The organism is Hyphomicrobium sp. 01T421 (assembly GCF_056398805.1).
In genome coordinates this window covers 2,934,643-2,954,843 of record NZ_JBFTQC010000001.1, presented here as the reverse complement: position 1 = coordinate 2,954,843, position 20,201 = coordinate 2,934,643, and the positions used below count along the sequence as shown (strand labels likewise).

The window sequence follows — 20,201 nt, the reverse complement described above, 5'->3', positions numbered from 1 at the left end:
CTATCGACTCTTAGAAAAGCAACTATCCAAAACGCATACAATAGCTCACTCGAACAGCCGTTCCACCTTCGCAACTGCGGATTTCGCCCTGAGTCCGGCGACGATGTGGTTCAAATGCACCAAATCGAAAACCTCGAGCTCGATATGCATCACCGTGAAGTCTGCAGCACGGCGCGCCATCTTGATATTGTCGATATTGCCACCCGTCTCGCCGATCACCTTGGCGATTTCGGCCAGTGAACCGGGCGCATTGACCGCGGTGACGCTAATTCGGGCCGGAAAACGCTGCGGCCGCTCGGGATCGACGTCCCAGGTCACGTCGATCCAATGCTCTTCTTCGTACTCCTTCAGACGTGGTGAATGGATCTGAAAGACGCGAATCCCCTCGCCCGGAGCCATGACGCCGACGATCCGGTCCCCCGGAACCGCGCCTCCGGGCTCGAACGCAACCGGCAACTCCTGGCTCGGACCGCCGATCGAAACCGCCGTCGTGTTGTCGATCTCGGCCGTGCGGAACTTGAGGCTGTTGACCTTTTCGATATTGAACCAGCCCTCCTGGTCCCGGGCGCGGCCAAACCGCCGCGTCGGCTTATAGCCCTCGTCTCCCGGCGCTTGCCCTTGCGGCAGGATGGCTGCAACCACGTCTTGAAGCGAAATATCGTTCCGCCCGATCGCCGCCAGTAGATCATCGGCTGTCTTGAAGCCGATCTTCGGCGCCGCGGCCTTAACCTTCTCTTCCGAGTAATCGACCTCGAGTCCGGCAAGCGTGGAATTGACGAGCTGCCGCCCGAGCTCGATGAAACGCCGCCGTTCAGCTTCCCGCGCCGCTCTTCGTATCGCCGCCCGCGCACGCCCGGTAACGGCGAAGGCTTCCCACGCGGCCGGCCGGATGTGCCCCTTCGATGTTTCGATGACGACTTCGTCGCCGTTCCGCAGATGCGTATCGATGGGAACGTGCCGGCCGTTGATGTAGGCGGCAATGGCCTCGTTGCCGATGTCCGTGTGCACCGCATACGCGAAGTCGAGCGGCGTCGCCCCGCGCGGCAGCGCAATGAGCCGGCCCTTCGGCGTGAAGCAAAAAACCTGGTCGTGAAAAAGCTCGAGCTTCGTATGCTCGAGAAATTCTTCCGGGTTCGCAGCTTCGAGCAGCGAAGAAATCATCACGCGGAGGCGGCCATAGGGGCTGTCGTCTCCGTCTATGCCGGCCTCGAACTCATGCCCGTTCACGAGGCCGTGCTGCTGATCCTTGTAGAGCGCGTGAGCCGCGACGCCGAACTCGGCAATATGTTGCATGTCGGAAGTGCGGATTTGCAGCTCGACGCGCTGATGACGCGGACCATAAACGGTCGTGTGAATCGACTGATAATTGTTCCGCTTCGGAGCGGATATGTAATCCTTGAAGCGGCCTGGAACGGTGCTCCATGTCGTGTGCACGATGCCGAGCACCCGGTAGCAGTCTTCGATCGAACTCACGAGGACCCGGAAGCCGTAGATGTCCGAGAGTTGCTCGAGGCTGATCTGCTTATGCTTCATCTTGCTCCAGATGGCATAAGGCTTCTTCTCTCTCCCGAACGTCTCGGCCTTGATGCCGGCGTCGAGGCACTTGCGCGCGATAGCCTGACGGATCTCTTCGACGAGCCCGCGATTGCGCTCGCGCATTTCCGCGAGCTTCTCGGTGAGCGCTTCGTAGGCTTCCGGATGCAGCCAGCGAAAAGCGTGATCCTCGAGTTCCTCGCGGAGCGTCTGCATACCCATCATGCCGGCGAGCGGCGCGTAGATATCGAGCGTCTCCTCCGAATTGCGCCGGCGGCTCTCGGGCCTCATGTGCTCGAGCGTCCGCATGTTGTGCAAACGGTCCGCGAGCTTGACGAGAAGCACGCGGATGTCGCTCGAGATCGCGATTAGAAGCTTGCGGAAGTTTTCCGCCTGTTCCGCCTTTTTGGAAACGAGATCGAGGCGCTTGATCTTCGTCAGGCCGTCGACGAGGCTGCCGATCTCCGGCCCGAACATCTGATCGATTTCGGTTCGCGTCGCATCCGTATCCTCGATCACATCATGAAGCAGCGCCGTCGCAATCGTTGCGTCGTCGAGCTTCAGATCGGTGAGAATGGCCGCCACTTCCAGCGGATGCGAAAAATAGGGCGCGCCCGACGCACGCTTCTGATGGCCGTGCGCCTTCATGGCATAGACGTAGGCGCGATTGAGAAGCGCCTCGTCCGCCTTTGGATCGTACTTGAGAACCCGCTCGACGAGTTCGTATTGCCGCATCATGACCCGCCGCACTCCTTCAGTGCGCAAGCGTAACCGAAGACGCAGCACACATTAAAGTGGATCAGTGCGAGCGTGATGTCGCGACGCTGGTGAATAGAGTATTAGCGGGAACGGTCGCGCGGATCGCGGTCCCGTTCGCGCGAACCCGAACCCGAACCTGATCCCGATCCGATATTGGCCGAAGGCTCCAGCGGGGTCATGCTCTCCAAGCCGCGAAGAAGCTGCTCTTCCGTCATGACGTCGACTTGCGTATCGGACGAAAGATCGTCGCGGCCCAGCATCGGCGCGCGGCGCTCCGGCGGCAGCAACGGTGCTGCAACGGCTTCCGGCTCGTCGACTTCGGTATTTTTCTGGATCGACGAAATCAGCGTTTCGCGCATGTCGTCGGGCGACAGCGTGCGCTCCGCGATTTCGCGCAAGGCGATGACCGGATTCTTGTCGTCATCGGGGGCGATCGTGATCGCGCTGCCGTTGGTTATTGCCCGCGCGCGGTGCGCTGCGAGGAGGACCAATTCAAATCTATTCGGAATCTTGTCGACGCAATCTTCGACGGTGACGCGAGCCATGGGCAGAACCTTCCCTTGGTAAAACTGGCACGTTGTAGGGCATTATAGGGCGCAAACAGCCGATCGGACCGCCTTCCAGCGCCACGCTGATGCCTCTTTGCCACGTAATTGTGGATTAAGCAAGTAGTACACGGGAGAAGCAAAACCAAAATTGCTCACCCGGTAGCATTCCGACTTAATCGGGTTTAAATAGACTAATTGTCACAATTGTTGACTGGCATTCACATCTGGTAACCCTTAGGAAAGCAGAGTTCTACACCGTAGATGCCTGAACCTGCCGTATTTACCTAAGTCAAGTCCTTGTAGCCGATTAGAGAATCGGGCTGTTGACGCCCCCTCCAGCGAGATTACTGGACACTGTTTAGTTCGCACCGTTCCGCTTTTAGGAAACAAAAAATGCATTTTTATCCGACCGAACGACTTGCCCTCTTCATCGACGGCGCGAACCTCTATGCGACCGCCAAGTCTTTAGGCTTCGACATTGACTACAAGCGCCTCCTCGGACTCTTCCGCCAGAAGGGTCAGCTCGTGCGGGCTCTCTATTATACGGCCCTCGCCGAGGAGCAGGAGTATTCATCGATCCGTCCGCTGATAGATTGGTTGGACTACAACGGCTTTTCGATGGTGACAAAGCCGACGAAGGAATTCACCGACGCCACCGGCCGTCGGAAGATCAAAGGCAACATGGATATCGAGCTGGCTGTCGATGCCATGCGTCTGTCCGACAACCTTGATCACATCGTCATTTTCTCGGGCGACGGCGATTTCCGCAGCCTCGTCGCAGCGCTGCAGCAAAAGGGCAAGCGCGTAAGCGTCGTATCGACCCTTCAAACGCAGCCGCCGATGGTCGCCGATGAGTTGCGCCGTCAGGCCGATCAGTTCGTCGACTTGGCCGATCTTGAAGAGCAGGTTGGACGTTCCCAGAGCGGCGGACCCGCTGGTCGTTCGCCACGCCAATATACGGCTCGGGCGCCGCTTTCTCCTGCACGCGACTCCACCTACCTCGGAGACGATGACCTCGCGGAAGAAGAAGTCTAAGAACTTTTTCTTCCACACGAGCATCGACGCATGGCGGCCGGGGCAATGGGCAAGATCGTCTTTGGTCCCGAAGCGCCCCTAAAGTGTACGCGCTGCCCGCGGCTCGTCGCCTACCGCAATGAAAACGAGATCCAGGAACCTGATTGGTTCAACGGAGCGGTGCCGTCCTTTGGCACTGCCCAAGCCCGTCTACTGATCGTCGGCCTGGCGCCCGGACGGAACGGCGCCAACCGCACGGGACGACCGTTCACCGGCGATTACGCCGGAGATCTCCTCTATCAAACGCTGCTCGAATTCGGCTTCGCCAAGGGCAAGTACGACGCTCGCCCCGACGACGGGCTGAAGCTTGTCGACTGCATGATAACGAATGCCGTGCGCTGCGTGCCGCCCCAGAACAAGCCGGAGCCGAGCGAAATCACCAATTGCCGCCCCTTCTTCGAGGCTCGGTTGGCGAATCTGCCTAAATTGAAGGTGATCCTGGCTCTCGGCCGCATAGCCCACGATCAAACGCTGACAACGCTGGCGAAAAGGAAAACGCTGCACCCGTTTGCCCACGGAGCCCGCCACGAGCTGAGCGACGATCGCGTCCTCTACGACAGCTTTCATTGCTCGCGCTACAATACGAACACCCGCCGTCTGACGACCGAGATGTTCCGATCGGTTTTTTCGGAGATCAGGCGCGAGCTGGCCTGAGCGATGCCAGCAATTCCTGCGCATGCGTTGCGGGCGCTTCAACCGGATAGATGACGCGATAGATCACGCCGTTTCGAATGATCATCGTCAGGCGTTTGAGATACGTCGCTCCGCCCGTCTCGAAGCGCGGCAGCTTCAGCGCATCGGCGAACGCCAACGTCTCGTCGCTGAGAAGAAGATACGGGATACCGGCCCGCATCGCAAAAGCCTGCTGGCCCTCAGGCGATTGACTGCTGAGCCCGAAGATCTCGTAGCCGAGAAGCTCGAATTCCTCATGAGCGTCGCGAAATCCTTCCGCCTCCGGCGTCGATCCATGCGCTCCCGGAATGATGTCCCAATCCGGCGGGTTGGCGACACCCGGCGTTCCCGTCATTGGATAAACGAATACGACGGCGCGCTCCTGGTAGCGGGCGAGATTGACGCTTGCGCCTCGTGTCGCCGTGAGCGCGACATCGGGAAGACGCGTCCCCGCGATCAGATGCTTTGCGGCCCCGTCGTCAACGGGTGATGGCCAGGGCGAGTTTGTTTCCATTATCCGCGCTTATTTGACTGAAGCCACGTCAGCACATCGCCGGCATTCCGGTCCGGAGGAAAGACTGGATAAAACGCGTGCGCAACAATCCCCTCGTCGATAACGAGCGCGAGACGCTTGGCGAGCGTGCGCCCATGGACCACCATCATCGGTAACCGCAGAGCGCGCGAAAATTCGAGATCGGCATCGGATAGCAGCGGAAACGGCAGATGTAGGCGCTCCGCGACTTCTCGCTGATAGGCGCTATCCTGCGTGGAAAAACCGTAAACGTAGTCGGCTCCGGCCGCCCGCAAATCCGCGTAAAGATCTCGAAATGCACATGTCTGGGGCGTGCAGCCGCGCGCGCCGGGAATCTGATCCCAGCCGTCGGGAAGCGCCACGCCGGGCCGGCCGGTCATTGGATAAACGAAAACAATCGTTCGCCCCGGCAGTCGCGCCAGATGGATCGTAGAACCATCAGTTGCGGTCAGAGCGATATCGGGCAAGGCAAAGCCGGTGAGATGGCGGACGCCGCCATCGTCGATAGGACGTGGAAGGCTCGCCCAATCGACATCCATGAAGTTGGCATCCGCCACGACTTCAGCCCTTCTCTCGCATCAGGCGTGCCTTCTGACGATTCCAATCGCGCTTGGCCGCATCCTGACGCTTGTCGGAATGGTTCTTGCCTTCCGCCAAACCGATCTTGACCTTCGCCCGGCCCTTCTCGTTGAAATAAAGTTCGAGCGGAACGAGCGTCATTCCTTTGCGTTCGATCGCAATGCCGATCTTGTGAATCTCGGTCGCATGCATGAGAAGACGCCGTTTGCGGCGCGGCTCATGCGGGAAAAGCGCGGCTCCGGGATATTCGGCGATGTAGCTGTTGATCAGCCAGACGCCGCCGTCCTCAACCGACGCGTAGCTCTCCGCGATATTCGACTGACCACGGCGAAGCGATTTCACTTCCGATCCGAGAAGCTGGATGCCCGCTTCCCAGCTATCGGTAATGAAATACTCGTGCCGCGCCTTGCGGTTCTCGGCGACCAGCGTGGTGCCGTCGTCGCGTTTCGAAGCCATCGATCAATTCTTTCCGGCAGCCGTCACTCGGCGGCTTTTGCGTCGAGGAGATCGAGGCGCAGAAGAACTGCGTCTATCGCCCGGCGGCTCGCCTCGGAGACAGGAACCATGGGGAGGCGCATATCCGGCGTCCCAAATCCGAGCCGCGAAACGGCATACTTTACGGGCGCCGGGTTCGTCTCGATGAAGAGAATTTCATGCAGCGGCATCAACCGGTCCTGCAGCGCCAGCGCCTTCTTGAAGTCTCCGGCCATGCACGCATTTTGAAACTCGGCGCAGAGCCGCGGCGCAACGTTCGAGGCGACGGAAATACAGCCATGACCGCCGTGCGCCATGAAGGCGAGCGCCGTCGCGTCTTCGCCCGAGAGCTGGCAAAACTCGGTTCCCAGTGCAGCACGCGTCTGCGATGGGCGTGCGAGGTTCGCCGTCGCATCCTTGACGCCGACGACATTCTTCAATTCGAAACAACGCCCCATGGTTGCGACCGACATGTCGACGACCGACCGGCTCGGAATGTTGTAGATAACGATCGGAATGTTGATGGCGTCGTTGATCGCCTTGAAGTGCTGATAGAGGCCTTCCTGGCTCGGCTTGTTGTAGTAGGGCGTAACGATGAGCACGCCGTCCGCTCCAACTTCCTCGGCATATTGCGAAAGCTCGACAGCCTCATCCGTCGAGTTGGAACCCGTACCGGCAATCACGGGAACGCGCTTCTTCGCGGCTTCGACGGCGAGCTCTATGACGCGCTTATGTTCATCGTGATCGAGCGTCGGGCTTTCACCCGTCGTTCCGACAGGCACGAGACCGTGCGTACCTTCGCTGATCTGCCAATCGATGAACCGCGTAAACGCAGCTTCGTCCACCTTCCCGTTACGAAAAGGCGTAATGAGTGCCGTGATTGAACCTTTGAACATGCCGTCGCCTTAACTTGAAAAGACCGTGACGAACACCGCTCGATGCTGCGCCTTGGCCTTGCTCGGGAAAATCTACGTGGAAAGACTCATGCCGTCATGGCCATGGGTCACCGTCTCGCCGCACGCGCGTGCCACCTCGTACGGATTGAACCGCTTGCTTCAGCCGCCATGTCTCCGCTTAATACGGTCTAACGTTGCTGATGAGGCAAGCGGCGCGACATTAGGCGCTCGGAAAGCCCGCCGCAAGATCGGCCGGGTGGGGCGTTCCATCCTAAAGGAAGCGATGCATCTAACCCCCAATCATACAATACTAATCGGCTCGCTTTCGCGCGCTCTGCCGAAATTCGCGACGGCCTTCGCGATCCTTGGGTTTGCCCTCGCGAGCGCGTCCGCCAGAGCCGAATCGGCGCAGAAACCTGTGCCTGCACCCCAGCTCCTGCCGGCCGAAAAGGACCAGCTCCGCAAGTTCGATGCGGCCCTCGCGCCACTTTTATCGATCTCCCCTGATTCGGGAGACGTCGAAGCCCTCCGCCAGGCGCTAGCCGCCGTTCGCGCTGACGACATCGGCCGCTTTGCGGAAGCGAAAGAAAAAATTAACGACCCTGTAATCCGCAAGCTCGCTGATTGGCTCCGCTTGCGGGCCGGGCTCGGCGAACCGCCGGACTATCGGAAGTTCTTAAAGGACAATCCGGATTGGCCAGACCGGCCAACGCTGACACAGCGCTTCGAAGAAGCGCTGTTCACGCACGGCGGCAGCGCGGCGAACATCAAGAGCTACTACCAAAATACCATGCCCCAGACCGGCGCGGGCTATGCGGCCTTGGCCTCGGCCAATCTCGCTGATGGCTCAACGGGAGAGGCACGAAAGCTCGCCGTGCAGGTATGGCGCGAGATGAGCATTCCCCCGTCATTGGAAAACGGTTTTCTCGATCGCTTCGGCAAGTTGTTGTCGCCCGCCGATCACAAATGGCGCTTCGACCGGCTGGTGACGGACGATGTCCGCTATGCGGGAAAGCGCGCCGATCGCGTCGCTCTCGCACACCGCCTCATTCCGCTTCTGCCCGAGAGCGAGCGCAAAAGGGCCACAGCCCGCCTTGCCGTATTCAATCGAGCGTCGAATGCGCAGGCGCTGATGAATGCTCTTCCGCCCGGCAGTCGCGACGACACGGGTCTGGCCTTTCATAAAGTGCAACTTCTGCGCAAAGCCGGAAAAACCGAGGAAGCCGCGGCAATCATCCTCGCCATTCCACCCAACCCGGACAAAATCGCAGCGCTTGACGAATGGTGGTCCGAACGGCGCGACCTTGCCTATGGCGCGCTGAAGCTCGGCAACGCCAAACTCGCCTATGATCTCGTCAACGAGGCGGGGCCGTTATCGGTCAATCCGCGCAAAGACCAGACGTTCTTGGCCGGGTGGATCGCGTTCCGATACCTCAATAAGCCCGATGTTGCTCGGCGGCACTTCACGGATATGGCGGCGGCAGCCGATGGTCCCTTGAGCCGCGCCAAGGCAGCCTATTGGCTCGGCCGCGTGGCCGACGCACGCGGTGATAGGCCGGAGGCAGTGAAGCAGTACCGAGTGGCCGCGAAGAACCCGGATACCTTCCACGGCCTGCTCTCCATGCAAATGCTCGAACCGAACCGTTCGAGCCTCGAGATGTCGCCGCCCGCCTACCCGACAGCCGATCAAATTCAAAAGTTGCTGTCGTCTGATTCAGCGAAAGCCCTGGTGATCGCGCGTAAAGCCAATCTCCAACGGGAAATTACCCGCACGCTGCTCGCCGGCCTTCGCAACTCCGGGAACACCGAAGCCGAGGTTGGAATGGTGGCCTATCTCGCGGATGCTCTGGGCGATCCGCAGATGTCGCTGCGCATTTCCAAGGTCGCGATCGGCAAGGGGCAAAACCTGCTGACCTACGGGTATCCGCTGAAACCCTTCCCGGGTTACGCGCCATTGCGGGCGCCGCCCGAGCTTCCGCTCCTGCTCGGCATCGCGCGTCAGGAAACCGAATTCGATTTTCAAACTGTTTCCGGCGCAGGCGCCAAGGGGCTCTTGCAGGTGATGACGCCGACGGCGCATCACGTATGCCGCGACTACAAGATCAAATGTGCAATCCCTCGCCTCCTTTCGGACCCCCCGTACAATGTGATGATCGCATCCGCCTATATCGCCGATCGCATGGATGACTTCGGCGGCTCATATGTGCTGGGCCTTGCAGGCTACAACGCCGGACCCGGACGAGCCCGGCAGTGGATCCGGGAAAACGGCGACCCGCGCGATCCCAACGTCGATACCATCGACTGGATCGAACGCATCCCGATCACCGAGACGCGGGAATACGTCACGAAGGTTTTGGCGAACATCCAAATCTACCGGGCCCGGCTCGGCATGAAAAATCCGCTTCGGTTGAAGCAGGATCTCCTGCGCGATCGCGGCGACACGAAAATGCCGGGCGACACTCAAGGCGTTGCTGAAAACAACGACGGTTGAAACCTTCAGAACAAAGGCGACGGCACACGAATGGCGACCGGGCAAGAATTCGAGGAAATCTACTTCACCTGCCGCGACGGGCTGCGTCTCTATGGCCGGCACTACCGGTCGCAAACCCTATCGCGCGCGCGTCCCGTGCTTTGCCTCGCTGGCTTGACGCGCAACAGCCGCGATTTTCATGACGTTGCCATCGCCTTGAGCCGAGGCGCCGTACCTCGCGACGTCTTCACGCTCGACACGCGCGGGCGCGGCCTTTCCGATCACGATGCCAATTGGAAGAACTACGCCGTGCCGATCGAGACGCAGGACGTCATCGATTTCCTGACGATGCTCGGTCTGCATAACGTCGGCGTCATCGGCACCTCGCGAGGCGGCCTTGTCAGCATGGTGTTGGCAGCCGTCCAGCCGTCGTTGATCGGAGCGGTCGTGTTGAACGACATCGGCCCCGTCATCGATGCGGAAGGCTTGGCCCGGATAGCCGGCTACGTCGGCCGCGTTCCGCTCGCGAAGAACTGGGACGACGCGACGCGCATCGTCGGCGATCTCTTCCGCCACGACTTTCCCAAGATGACGGATAAGGATTTCGAAGCCGTCGCCCGCCAGCTCTTCAATGAACGGAAGGGAAAGCCCGCGCGAGGATACGATCCCAAATTGGCGAATTGTTTATCCGTTCTCGACGGCCCAATACCGGAGCTATGGCCGCAGTTCGAAGCAATGAAGCGCGTCCCGGTGCTCGTCATCCGTGGTGCGAATACCGACCTTCTCTCGGAAAAGACGGTCGAAGAAATGCGCCAGCGCCATCCCCGGCTCAAATCCCTCACCGTTCCCGACGAAGGCCACGCGCCGCTATTGCGGGATGCGCCGACGATATCGGCAATCGCATCGTTTTTCGCCGAGACGGACGAGCCGCGTGACGGAGCGCGTTACGGAACGCTATCGCGCAGCGATTTTGGTCACGTCTCGCGGCTGGTATCGACCTCGCCTCTGTCGACGCGCCGCGAAAATTCGGTCTGACCGCCGCTCGCCAGGATGCGCGCCTGCTCCACCCAGTTCTCGCGTTCGATCCGGCCCTTGAATTCGAGGCTTCGGCTGATGCGATCGATGTCGCCGCTCGTCCAGTTCGCGATCTGGTCGTAAGTGCCGACGCCTAAGGCGTTCAGCCGCTTCTCGATCAAGACGCCAATGCCACGGATGCGCTTGAGATCGTCGTGCGATCCATCGGCCTCGCTCTGTGGCGGTGCGCTTTCTTCAGCCTTGGCGTCGGCGCCAGCTTCGGCTTTGGGTTCTGCTTTGACGACCGGAGCCGGCGCTGCGGCGCCGTTCCGCTCTCTGATCGCGTCGGTGATCCTCGCAGGGATCGAGATCTTCGGATCGACCTTGGAGAGCGGCGAAATCGGCTCGATGGGCTTCAGGCCGCGCGTTACGCTGGCGGATGCAGCGGCGATTGCAGCGGCAGCAGCAGCAGCCATTTCCGCGACCGACCGCCCCTGGCTCGCAGCAGCGACACCAGACAAATCCGTCCGCTCTTCGCGGTTCGGCTGAGACGCCGGGGGACCGCCGTCGGTTTCAGCCTTTTGCCCGCGATCGTTATCCGTCGTGGACTTGGGTGCGGCAGCCGCAGCACTCGATTTGAGCGCCGCCAAACGGTTGCGCGAATAATACGTCTCCCCGCCCTTGGCGAGAATTTGCGCCTGCTCGACCCATTGCTCGCGATCGATCCGGCCGGGAATTTGAAGATCCTGCCCATACCGTTTGACGTCAGCCTGAGTCCACGCCGCCATGTCTTCGAAATAGTTGACGCCTGCTGCCTTCAGCTTCTGTTCGATGTCGCTGTCGATCGCGCGAATACGCTGAAAGTCGTCACCGCCCTCGACTGCCTTCGAGACCGGCGGAGCGACGATCTTAGGCGCGGGCGCTGGTGCGGGCTCTTGCTTTCGTTCCGGCTTCGGTTCGGGCTCAGGTTGCAACTCGGGCTCGATCGCGGCTGGCGTCTCCGCTTTCGACACCGGCGCATCGGAATATCCGAGAATCGGCGATTCAAGCGGCACATTTTCCATTGCCACTTCCGCAGGCTCGGCCGCGGCCTCTGCGGGCGCTTCCGTCTTTTCCTGCTCGACGCTCTTTCGAGAAAACGCTCCGGGCATCATGACGGAAGCAGCCGCGGCAGCCTTCGCGGCGGCCACAGCGCCGGCAGCGGCCGCCGTCGTCGCGTCACGCAATCTCGCGGCGAGACCGCCGGGCCGTTCCGTTTTCGTGACAGGCTCAGGTTCACGTTCAGGCTCAGGCAGCGAAGGCGGCGCTTCTTCCGCGATAACCGCCGGAGCTTCCGGCTCGAGTTCCGGCGGCGCCACAGGCTCCGGCGGCTTTGGCTGATACATCCCCGTTACGGGCTTCAACACCGAGGGACGCAATTCGACGATTGCGCGCCGGGGAACACCTTCGTTGGGATCCGGCCCGATCAGCGCCCGCAAGAAACGCGAAGGGTCGAGCACCTTCGGAGCGGGCCGCGGCTCCGGCCGCCGCAAGACGTCGATCTTAGGCTGCACGGGGTCGATCGCTCGCGGCGCGACCGGCGGCGGCATACGAGACGCGGCGCGGCCACGAACGGGCGGCGGCGACGGCGACATCACCGGAGGGCGAACAGGCACCTCGAGCTGAACCGGCGCCAAAATACCTTCGGGAATATCCGCAGACGAGCCGAGGGCTACCCGCTTCACAAGGCAAGCAACGAAGGCGCCCGCAAAATACGATGCGAGCAAAAGTAGGAATGTCTGCAACAGGAGGTACGTCATTTCCTACCTAATCGAATGCCCAACAATTCGCCCTGCACTTCCTTCAGCACGTCCAAGATCGGCCAACGTCGGCACCTCAGGATTTCTTGGCGCCGCACGATACCCACCCGGCAACGAGCCCCAGCGCAAATGCTGCTGCCATCCACCAGATCAATTTCATGAACAGATAATCCATAGTTGCTTTCCCCGGCGTTCGTCTCAGTTGACCCGGACGGTGAATTCGATACGGCGATTTTTGGCGCGGCCTGCGTCCGTAGAATTGTCGCCGATCGGCCGCGTTGCCCCGTAGCCGATCGTTGTCAGGCGGCGGCCATCGACGCCGTTCAGTGAAAGAAAATCCGCGACCGCACGCGCCCGGCGATCGGCGAGCCGCGAATTGCGCTCATCCGTCCCCTCAGCGTCCGTGTGCCCTTCGATTTGAATGCTGAAGTTCGGACACTCGTTCGCGATCTGAGCGAGATCCTTCAGCGTCTGCGTGCTGTCGGGCGTCAAATCCGCCTTCGCTCGCTCGAAGTTGATCGTGCCCTTGGCGGTCGTCTGGCGCATCAGCGTCTGGCAGCTGTCGGCCGCTTTCTCGTCGACCGACATGATCGTGATTTCATCGCGGCTTTTGAAGCCCGGCGGCAAATCCGTCGAAAGCACGCTGCGGATATCATTGGCGACTTGCTCGCTCTCCGCCGCTCCCTTGATCACGAGTTCCTTGCCTGAAATCGTAACTTCGCCGTTGCGCAACCGCGCCATTTCTTCAAGGCCGAGATGCGCCGCCGACGACCAAGGCTCAGATGCGGCGCCGACGATCTTCATGTTGTCGGTGACGTTCGACCCCGCATAGATCTGCTGCGCGATCTCAACGAGACGCAAGCGCGACGCGTCATCAGGAGCCTCGCCGCCGATCGTCACCATGCCGTTGGCTTCGCGGGTCGCCTTCCACGTGAGGTCAGTCTTCAGCTGGCCCGTGAATGCTATATTCGTCGTCGTTTCGCACGTCTGGCCTGCGGCGGCCTTTACATCGCCCGGAACCGATTGCGAGGCCGCATAATCGTCGGTCTCACCCGAAACCACGAGCCGGCGATCGGTGAGGATGGATTTGCCTTTCTTGAGACGCGGCAACGACGCGAGGCCCGCGACGACGCACTGCTGCCACCCGTCGGGCGCGCCAGGAGCCACCTGCGATTTGTCGTTCAGCTGCCGCCCGGGAAACCGCGCCTTCACCGCATCGATGAGCGCCGCCCGCGCCGCTTCGCTCGGCATCATGCCGACGAGATCGAGCGCCGCACCTTCGTTCACGATGCCCATCACATAGCCGCCGCCCGGCACGACGATATCCGGCTTCGAGAAGCGGATTTGATCGATGATCCGGAAGTTTTGCGGCACCTGGAGCTTCAACGTCTTTTTGACAGCCGAAGCGATCTGCTCGTCGGCTGCCTCGCCCGAGAAGGTCAGCTCGCGGTCGGCGATCGAAGCCTCGCCCAGCCGAAGTTGCGCCAGCTGTTCGAGCGCGATCGAAGCGGCCTTCCCCCATCCATCGGGAGCACCGGCAGCGATATCCGTGCGATCAGAGATCGACATTGTGGAAAAGAGCGATTTCGTGCGCGCGCCGAGCTTCTCCCGCTCTTCGTCGGAAGGCGCAAAACCTGAGACCGCGATCCCCGAGCCGCTCTTCTTTATCGACCATACGAAGGGCCGGGCGATGGGCAGCGCGATATCTTCACGCGCAAGGCCAACACCAGCCGGTCGCCGTGTTGCGAGTGCCGTCTTGATCTCCCGATAGGCAGCCGATGTCTTCGCCTCGCCCTTGATCGACAAATTGAGATTGGCGAGTTCCGCCTCGCCGCGCTTCAACCCCGAAAGGCTGCGCACGCTGAAGACCGCACCCGTAAGCCACTGGCGCCGGTCGATCGAGCCACGCGCCAAGCGCATCTCGTCGGAAACTTCGCTACCCGGAAAGGCGCTGCGGGCAGCATCGATAAGCTCCCGTCTCGCGTCCTCCGACGGAACGTTTCCCGCGAGCCGCACGGCGCCGGCGCCTGGCGAAATAACCGACCAGCGATAGTCTGCAACGCTATCGATGAGTTCGGATCTGTCGCTGGCGACACGGACGCCCCAGACGTTCTCCAAAGAGGCGAGTGCCTTGTCCGGATCGCGCTCTTCCGGCGCCTTCCCCATCAGCACGACGTCGCGGCCGACGAAGCGAAGGCTGGCCCAATCGAAACCCGCGCGCTTTAGCGCTTCGCCCGAGCGGTGCGCGAGATCGTACTCGATACCGTCATGTTCGAGTTGGACGGCAACCCAAGTCAACATTGCAATCGGGACGAGTCCCAAAAGCCAATATGATGGATTGCAGCGCATGCGCAGGCGACTCCGAATACTTACAGACGACGAAAGGGAGCGGACGAGCAAAACCCACTGGTGGGAAGCGATGCGCTAACCCGCCAACGTGGCCTACTCTGATCCGAACGGATCCCCTCGCCCCAAGTATAGACAAGTGGGAACGCCATTCCAAGCCGCGCCGAGCTCATGCAGCGTCCGCTAACCATCTGAGAGAAAAAGAAATCTTTCGCCCCCTGCGGAAGCGATCACAGCCTGTGGCTCAAGTACCGCTTAATACTTTTTACTTGCACCCCTTCGCGGCAACGGCGTGGCGGCAGGGCCGAACTTACAAAACTGCCAGTGGATCGCGGGGAGCTATTCAGACGCGACACACGCTAAGGAGCGTAGCCCGGGGGAAGGACAACCACCGAAAGGCCTGCAGCTCGCAATACCCCGGCCTCGTCCGCCTCCCCGCTCGGCTCGAGCGCCACGCGCATTCTGATCCGCACGACGCGGCCGCCTTGGGCACTCGCCGCCACGATGTTGTCGATGACGGCCTGAGCATCTTGTGCCCGTGCCCCGACCGGATATCTCCGGGCTTCGCGGCGGGCGAACTCCGTCACGGCAGCCGGAACGTCTTCGTCGAAGAAAATATGGTCGGCGCCGCGCAGCGTTCTGACCGCTCCAAGCGTCAGACCTTCCGCACCGCCGGGGCCGATTTCGATGATGACGACCGGGTGGCGGCGGTCTTCAGCCGCAACATCGCCCATCAACTGATCGAGATCCGCTGGCGTCGGTCCGCGATCGGCATTGCGTATCGCGAAGTCCGTGAACCGCTGCCAGAAGCGCCGCTTCTTCTCCATGGTGTCGCCGAGGCGATCGCTGTCGCGCCGTAAGGTTCGCGCAGCCTCGGCCCAGCTCTTGAAGCTTTCCGGCAGCAGCCCTTCGATGAGCGAGCGGATCGCCTGACCGAAGACGGGCGCCGCGCCGTCCGTCGAGATCCCGACGACAAGGGGCGAACGATTGACGATCGCGCCAAACTGAAAATCACAGAATGCCGGACGATCGACGACGTTGACAGGCACGCCGGCTGCGCGAGCGGCAGCCGCGAATTCCGCAGCCTCCGTGTCGTCGCCCAAGGCGCCGACCGCGAGCGCCGCGGATCTCAGATCCTCCGGCGTCCAGCGGCGATCCTTCAAGACAAGCCGGCCGTTGGGAGGCGAGGCCGCCAGTTCCCGAAAACCTTCGGCAAAGCTCTCCGCGAACACTTCGACATGGGCGCCCGCGGCCGACAGAAGCTCGGCCTTCCACAGCGACGGTTCACCTCCGCCCGCCAGAACGACCCGCTTGCCGTCGAGCTTGAAGAAAACGGGGAGCACCGCCAGCGCCGCGATGCGGTGGGCAACAGGATCGGACACGCTCGGTCTTTCGTCTTGCATTGAGGATCACACGCGCCGCAACCCGGCGCCCGTGAGACGCCGGAAGGCTCTCGTGTTCCTATCGGCCGGACGCCGAACGAACAAGGTTTTCTGAGCGTGTCGGGCGCGGAAGCTCACAATGCCGTCTATTGCGACGCCTGCTGGCCGATTTTCGTCACCTCTTCAGCCGTAACGCTGGACTTCGCGGCACCGAAACGCGCGGTGACGTAGTTGACGACAGCGGCAATTTCTTCCGGCGAATAGGCTTTGCCGAATGCCGGCATCGTAACCTCGCCGGTTGGCGAGTGGCGGGTCACGCCCCAGATCACGGCTTGTGCGACATTCCTCGCGCTCGGATCGTTGATGGCACGGCCGCCGACGAAGTTCGCGTACGACCGGACAGGGCTTTCACCCGACCATCCGTGACAGGCCGCGCAGGCACCCGCGAAAATCATCGCGCCACGCTCGTTTTCGGAAATCTCATGCGCTTTCGGAAACGCTGAGGCCAGCGTCGTTTTGGGGACCGGAAGCTCCGGGTCGGAAATCGGCGGAATTGTTTTCAAATACGTCACGAGCGCTTTGATGTCTTCGGGCTCCAAATGCATCAGGCTCATATCGATGGCCTCGCCCATGGGTCCGGAAGCCGTCCCCAAGCCTTCCACGTGGCCATGCGCGAGAAACTTCGCCGTCGTGTCCGGGTCCCAGCTGCCGATGCCGGTCTCATTGTCTTGCGTTATGTTGTAGGCCTTCCACCCGGCCGTCACCGCGCCTGCGAATTTTTTGCGGTTGTTCAGCGCCTGCATAAGATTGCGCGGCGTATGGCACTCGCCGCAATGGCCCAGCGCTTCGGCCAGATATGCACCGCGATTCCATTCCGCGCTTTGTTTCGGATCGGGCCGGAACCGCTCGTCGCTATTGTAGAGGAGCGACCAGAACACCATCCCCCAACGTTGATTGAATGGGAAAGCAAGTGTGTTCGGCGGGGCCTCGCGACGGACCGGGGCAAGGCTGAACAGATAGGCCTTGATTGCCAGCACATCGTCATCGGCCAACAACGTATAAGATGTGTAGGGAAATGCCGGATAAAGGCGCGACCCGTCAGGCGCGATGCCCTTATGGACGGCATTCAGGAAGTCGGCATCGGTCCACTTGCCGATACCCGTTTCCTTATCGGGTGTGATGTTGGGCGAGTAGAGCGTGCCGAACGGAAGATTGAAAGCAAGGCCGCCAGCATAAGGTTCGCCGCCCTTGGCCGTATGACACGCCTCGCAATCGGCCGCGCGCGTCAGATACTTTCCGCGCGAAACGAGATCGTCTTTTGCTAGCTTCGCCGGAACGCCCGTCGGATTGCCGTCCGTGTAATCGGAAAGGGCGACCGAGCCACCCTTTGCAAATGCCATCGGCCCCGGCACGTAGATGATCCAGACTGCAGCGATGAGTATGATAACTGCGAGAAGCGCCAACCAATACGATCGCTTCATGCCGGCTTTCTCCCCGCGAGCACGTCGCGGTCGATTGGCAACCTTCGCAATCGAACCCCTGTCGCCGCGAAAAGCGCATTCGTAAGAGCTGGCGGGGCGGCGGTCGTTCCCGTTTCGCCGATCCCCCCGGGATACTCCGTGCTGGAGATCAGATGCACCTCGATTTTCGGCGCTTCATTGATCCGCAGCATCCGGTAGTCATGGAAATTGCTCTGCTCGACGCGCCCCTTCGTGATCGTTATTTCCCCGAACAACGCCGCGGTCAGACCGAAAATGAGTCCGCCTTCGAGCTGAGCGACGATGGTGTCGGGATTGACGGCGATACCGCTATCGACGGCCGAAACGAACCGGTGCACGCGAACTTCGCCGTTCTCATCGACTTCCGCCTCGCAAACGGTCGCAATGAAGCTACCGAAAGCCGTTTGAGCGGAGATGCCTCTCGCGGTGCGCGCAGGAAGTGCCCCACCCCAGCCGGATTTCGACGCAGCGAGCTGAACGGCAGCCTTGAGGCGCGGCGTAGCGTCGAGCATGTTAAGCCGATACGCGACGGGGTCCGCGCCGGCCCGGTGGGCGAGTTCATCGATGAAACTTTCGCTCGCAAAGAAATTATTGTTCGGCCCGACTCCGCGCCAGAACCCCGTCGGAACCGCCGGCGCCTCCGCCCGAACGTACTCCACCCGAACGTTGGGAACGCCGTAAGGGTTATCGGTCGCGCCGTCGACGGCGTCGATATCGATGCCTTTCTGAAACGCCGGAGGCAGCCAGCGGGCAATGATCGCCGCGCCCGTGATCCGTTGTGTCCAGCCGGTGACCTTGCCGTCCTTCACGCTCGCCGCGAGCGCATCGTGATAGACTGGCCGGTAGACATCGTGCTGCATGTCCTCTTCACGCCGCCAAACGACCTTCACTGGCCCCTCGACGTGCTGAGCGATCCGCGCCGCTTTGACCGCCATATCGGGCTCGAGCCGTCGACCGAACCCGCCACCGATCAGGAAATTGTGCGCCGTCACTTTTTCGGTCGGCAATCCGAGCGCTTTGGCGACCTCCGACTGAACGCGTGCGATAACCTGCGTTCCGGTCCAGATCTCACAGGCGTCTTTGGTGAAGTGGACGGTGCAGTTGAGCGGCTCCATCGCCGCGTGGGCGAGAAACGGCAATTCGTAGACCGCTTCGTATCGCTCGCCGGCGGCGAAAGCGGCTTTGACGTCGCCCTGTTCTTTGGCGACGACGCCCTCGCCCTTGCTGGCATTCCGCAAAGCATCCCAGACTTCGGCAGACCCAATAGCAACGTTCGGTCCCTCGTCCCACGTGATGTCCAGCGCATCGAGGCCCTGCATCGCAGTCCACGTCGAGTCGCCGACCACCGCGACAAGATCATCCAGCACGACGACCTGACGAACGCCTTTTATGGCCTTGGCCCTGGTATCGTCGACGCGCCCGACTTTGCCGCCGAATACCGGACATTCCGCGACCGTCGCAAATTGAACGCCAGCCGGCATCACGTCGATGCCATACTGGGCTGTACCGTTGGCCTTCTCCGGCGTGTCCTTGCGCTTGATCGGCTTGCCGATCAGCGTGAAGTCTTTGAGCGGCTTGAGCGACGGATCGCTGGGCGGCTTCTGGGTTGCAGCTTGCGCGGCGAGTGCTCCAAAGCCGAGCTTACGCCCGCTTCCGTCGTGGATCACCTCGCTATTCGACGCCCGGCAGCTCGACGGCTCGACGTCCCATTGTTGCGCGGCAGCGGCGACAAGCATTGCTCGCCCGGTAGCGCCAGCTTTGCGAAGTGGCATCCAGAAAGCCCGCACCGAAGTCGAGCCGCCCGTCGCTTGAATGTGAAACACCGGATTGGCGTAAAGCTTCTCGTCGGGCGGCGCGTGCTCCAGAACGACCTTATTGAAGTCAGCGTCGAGTTCATCCGCCAGGATCATCCCGACGCTCGTATAAATCCCTTGCCCCATCTCGACTTGCGGCATGACGAGCGTCACGACATCGTCGTTGCCGACGCGGATGAACCCATTAGGCGCAAAGCTCTGATCTGCCGCGCGCGCAGTCGGCAGGCGAAAACTGACAAGCAAAACGCCCGCAGCTCCCGCCTTGAGAAGATCTCGGCGAGAAAGGGGGCTTGCCTCGGAGGCGAAGTTTCTTTGCATATGAACCTCCGTCATGCCGCTCCAGCTTTTTTAATCGCCGCGCGAATGCGGACGTAGGTACCGCAGCGGCAGATATTCCCGGCCATCGCCGCGTCGATGTCGTCATCACTGGGATTGGACGTATGGGCAAGCAGCGCCGCCGCCGACATGATCTGCCCGGACTGGCAATAGCCGCACTGGATGACCTCGAGATCCAGCCATGCCTTCTGAACCTTGGCACCGGCATCCGTCGCACCGATGCCTTCGATTGTCGTAATCGCGCGGTCGCCGACGGAGCCGATCGGCAGCTGACACGAGCGCACCGCCTCGCCGTCGACATGAACGGTGCAGGCTCCGCACTGAGCGATGCCGCATCCGAACTTTGTGCCTGTCATTCCCAGTAAATCGCGGAGCGCCCACAGAAGAGGCGTGTCGGGGGAAGTATCAACGTCTCTGGACTGACCGTTGATTTTCAGAGAGATCATCACGTGCTCCCGGCGCTTGAATGATCAA

Annotated in this window: 16 protein-coding genes; 4 read left to right on the top strand and 12 right to left on the bottom strand. The window is 61.2% G+C overall.

Annotated elements, in window-relative coordinates; all coding sequences use genetic code 11:
• Positions 1 to 45: 45 nt before the first annotated feature.
• Positions 46 to 2,271 carry a RelA/SpoT family protein gene (locus AC1DK3_RS13710; RefSeq protein WP_477192735.1) on the bottom strand — a complete coding sequence of 742 codons (2,226 nt, stop codon included), beginning with the start codon at positions 2,269 to 2,271 and terminating at the stop codon, positions 46 to 48.
• A 101-nt stretch (positions 2,272 to 2,372) separates the two neighbouring features.
• A complete protein-coding gene (gene rpoZ / locus AC1DK3_RS13705; protein WP_339083127.1) occupies positions 2,373 to 2,837 on the bottom strand; it encodes a DNA-directed RNA polymerase subunit omega in 465 nt (154 codons plus the stop codon).
• A gap of 396 nt (positions 2,838 to 3,233) precedes the next feature.
• On the opposite strand from rpoZ, the gene AC1DK3_RS13700 reads away from it, so the two are divergent.
• Positions 3,234 to 3,875 carry a LabA-like NYN domain-containing protein gene (locus AC1DK3_RS13700; RefSeq protein ID WP_477192734.1) on the top strand — a complete coding sequence of 214 codons (642 nt, stop codon included), beginning with the start codon at positions 3,234 to 3,236 and terminating at the stop codon, positions 3,873 to 3,875.
• Positions 3,876 to 3,905: 30 nt separating this feature from the next.
• Positions 3,906 to 4,568, top strand: coding sequence for a uracil-DNA glycosylase (locus AC1DK3_RS13695; protein WP_477192733.1), 663 nt, complete (start codon positions 3,906 to 3,908; stop codon positions 4,566 to 4,568).
• On the opposite strand, the gene AC1DK3_RS13690 is transcribed toward AC1DK3_RS13695, so the two are convergent.
• Genes AC1DK3_RS13690 through dapA form a run of 4 tightly spaced genes read right to left on the bottom strand, consistent with a single transcriptional unit; the run spans position 4,549 to position 7,067 of the window.
• Positions 4,549 to 5,100 carry a peroxiredoxin gene (locus AC1DK3_RS13690; protein WP_477192732.1) on the bottom strand — a complete coding sequence of 184 codons (552 nt, stop codon included), beginning with the start codon at positions 5,098 to 5,100 and terminating at the stop codon, positions 4,549 to 4,551. The genes AC1DK3_RS13695 and AC1DK3_RS13690 overlap by 20 nt on opposite strands.
• Entirely contained in the window at positions 5,100 to 5,657 is a 558-nt protein-coding gene (locus tag AC1DK3_RS13685; RefSeq protein WP_477192921.1) for a peroxiredoxin, read from the bottom strand. The genes AC1DK3_RS13690 and AC1DK3_RS13685 overlap by 1 nt, the downstream gene beginning before the upstream one ends.
• A gap of 22 nt (positions 5,658 to 5,679) precedes the next feature.
• On the bottom strand, positions 5,680 to 6,153 hold the full coding sequence (gene smpB / locus AC1DK3_RS13680; protein WP_477192731.1) for an SsrA-binding protein SmpB: 474 nt from the start codon (positions 6,151 to 6,153) through the stop codon (positions 5,680 to 5,682).
• Positions 6,154 to 6,176: 23 nt separating this feature from the next.
• Complete coding sequence (gene dapA / locus AC1DK3_RS13675; protein ID WP_477192730.1) at positions 6,177 to 7,067, bottom strand: 4-hydroxy-tetrahydrodipicolinate synthase; 891 nt, start codon at positions 7,065 to 7,067, stop codon at positions 6,177 to 6,179.
• Positions 7,068 to 7,350: 283 nt separating this feature from the next.
• On the opposite strand from dapA, the gene AC1DK3_RS13670 reads away from it, so the two are divergent.
• Together AC1DK3_RS13670 and AC1DK3_RS13665 are read left to right on the top strand one after the other, a co-directional pair.
• Positions 7,351 to 9,558, top strand: a complete 2,208-nt coding sequence (locus AC1DK3_RS13670) for a lytic transglycosylase domain-containing protein (RefSeq protein WP_477192729.1) — start codon at positions 7,351 to 7,353, stop codon at positions 9,556 to 9,558.
• A gap of 30 nt (positions 9,559 to 9,588) precedes the next feature.
• On the top strand, positions 9,589 to 10,572 hold the full coding sequence (locus AC1DK3_RS13665; protein WP_477192728.1) for an alpha/beta fold hydrolase: 984 nt from the start codon (positions 9,589 to 9,591) through the stop codon (positions 10,570 to 10,572).
• On the opposite strand, the gene AC1DK3_RS13660 is transcribed toward AC1DK3_RS13665, so the two are convergent.
• The 6 genes from AC1DK3_RS13660 to AC1DK3_RS13635 form a co-directional block, all read right to left on the bottom strand.
• The gene (locus AC1DK3_RS13660; RefSeq protein WP_477192727.1) at positions 10,512 to 12,350 is read right to left on the bottom strand and encodes a hypothetical protein; all 1,839 of its coding nucleotides are present in this window, start codon (positions 12,348 to 12,350) and stop codon (positions 10,512 to 10,514) included. The genes AC1DK3_RS13665 and AC1DK3_RS13660 overlap by 61 nt on opposite strands.
• A gap of 198 nt (positions 12,351 to 12,548) precedes the next feature.
• Positions 12,549 to 14,651: an OmpA family protein gene (locus AC1DK3_RS13655; RefSeq protein ID WP_477192726.1), complete on the bottom strand. Its 2,103-nt coding sequence runs from the start codon at positions 14,649 to 14,651 to the stop codon at positions 12,549 to 12,551.
• Positions 14,652 to 15,055: 404 nt separating this feature from the next.
• Positions 15,056 to 16,078 carry an NAD(P)-dependent oxidoreductase gene (locus tag AC1DK3_RS13650; protein WP_477192725.1) on the bottom strand — a complete coding sequence of 341 codons (1,023 nt, stop codon included), beginning with the start codon at positions 16,076 to 16,078 and terminating at the stop codon, positions 15,056 to 15,058.
• Positions 16,079 to 16,224: 146 nt separating this feature from the next.
• Positions 16,225 to 17,559 carry a c-type cytochrome gene (locus AC1DK3_RS13645; protein ID WP_477192724.1) on the bottom strand — a complete coding sequence of 445 codons (1,335 nt, stop codon included), beginning with the start codon at positions 17,557 to 17,559 and terminating at the stop codon, positions 16,225 to 16,227.
• Positions 17,556 to 19,709, bottom strand: coding sequence for a xanthine dehydrogenase family protein molybdopterin-binding subunit (locus AC1DK3_RS13640; protein WP_477192723.1), 2,154 nt, complete (start codon positions 19,707 to 19,709; stop codon positions 17,556 to 17,558). The genes AC1DK3_RS13645 and AC1DK3_RS13640 overlap by 4 nt, the downstream gene beginning before the upstream one ends.
• A gap of 11 nt (positions 19,710 to 19,720) precedes the next feature.
• Positions 19,721 to 20,173 (bottom strand): (2Fe-2S)-binding protein, encoded by a 453-nt coding sequence (locus AC1DK3_RS13635; protein WP_477192722.1) that lies wholly within the window; start codon positions 20,171 to 20,173, stop codon positions 19,721 to 19,723.
• Positions 20,174 to 20,201 lie beyond the last annotated feature (28 nt).

Excerpts from the sequence above, each read along its gene's own strand:
- AC1DK3_RS13710 (WP_477192735.1), bottom strand. The coding sequence starts at position 2,271 with ATGATGCGGCAATACGAACTCGTCGAGCGGGTTCTCAAGTACGATCCA.
- rpoZ (WP_339083127.1), bottom strand. The coding sequence starts at position 2,837 with ATGGCTCGCGTCACCGTCGAAGATTGCGTCGACAAGATTCCGAATAGA.
- AC1DK3_RS13700 (WP_477192734.1), top strand. The coding sequence starts at position 3,234 with ATGCATTTTTATCCGACCGAACGACTTGCCCTCTTCATCGACGGCGCG.
- AC1DK3_RS13695 (WP_477192733.1), top strand. The coding sequence starts at position 3,906 with ATGGCGGCCGGGGCAATGGGCAAGATCGTCTTTGGTCCCGAAGCGCCC.
- AC1DK3_RS13690 (WP_477192732.1), bottom strand. The coding sequence starts at position 5,100 with ATGGAAACAAACTCGCCCTGGCCATCACCCGTTGACGACGGGGCCGCA.
- AC1DK3_RS13685 (WP_477192921.1), bottom strand. The coding sequence starts at position 5,657 with ATGGATGTCGATTGGGCGAGCCTTCCACGTCCTATCGACGATGGCGGC.
- smpB (WP_477192731.1), bottom strand. The coding sequence starts at position 6,153 with ATGGCTTCGAAACGCGACGACGGCACCACGCTGGTCGCCGAGAACCGC.
- dapA (WP_477192730.1), bottom strand. The coding sequence starts at position 7,067 with ATGTTCAAAGGTTCAATCACGGCACTCATTACGCCTTTTCGTAACGGG.
- AC1DK3_RS13670 (WP_477192729.1), top strand. The coding sequence starts at position 7,351 with ATGCATCTAACCCCCAATCATACAATACTAATCGGCTCGCTTTCGCGC.
- AC1DK3_RS13665 (WP_477192728.1), top strand. The coding sequence starts at position 9,589 with ATGGCGACCGGGCAAGAATTCGAGGAAATCTACTTCACCTGCCGCGAC.
- AC1DK3_RS13660 (WP_477192727.1), bottom strand. The coding sequence starts at position 12,350 with ATGACGTACCTCCTGTTGCAGACATTCCTACTTTTGCTCGCATCGTAT.
- AC1DK3_RS13655 (WP_477192726.1), bottom strand. The coding sequence starts at position 14,651 with ATGTTGACTTGGGTTGCCGTCCAACTCGAACATGACGGTATCGAGTAC.
- AC1DK3_RS13645 (WP_477192724.1), bottom strand. The coding sequence starts at position 17,559 with ATGAAGCGATCGTATTGGTTGGCGCTTCTCGCAGTTATCATACTCATC.
- AC1DK3_RS13640 (WP_477192723.1), bottom strand. The coding sequence starts at position 19,709 with ATGCAAAGAAACTTCGCCTCCGAGGCAAGCCCCCTTTCTCGCCGAGAT.
- AC1DK3_RS13635 (WP_477192722.1), bottom strand. The coding sequence starts at position 20,173 with ATGATCTCTCTGAAAATCAACGGTCAGTCCAGAGACGTTGATACTTCC.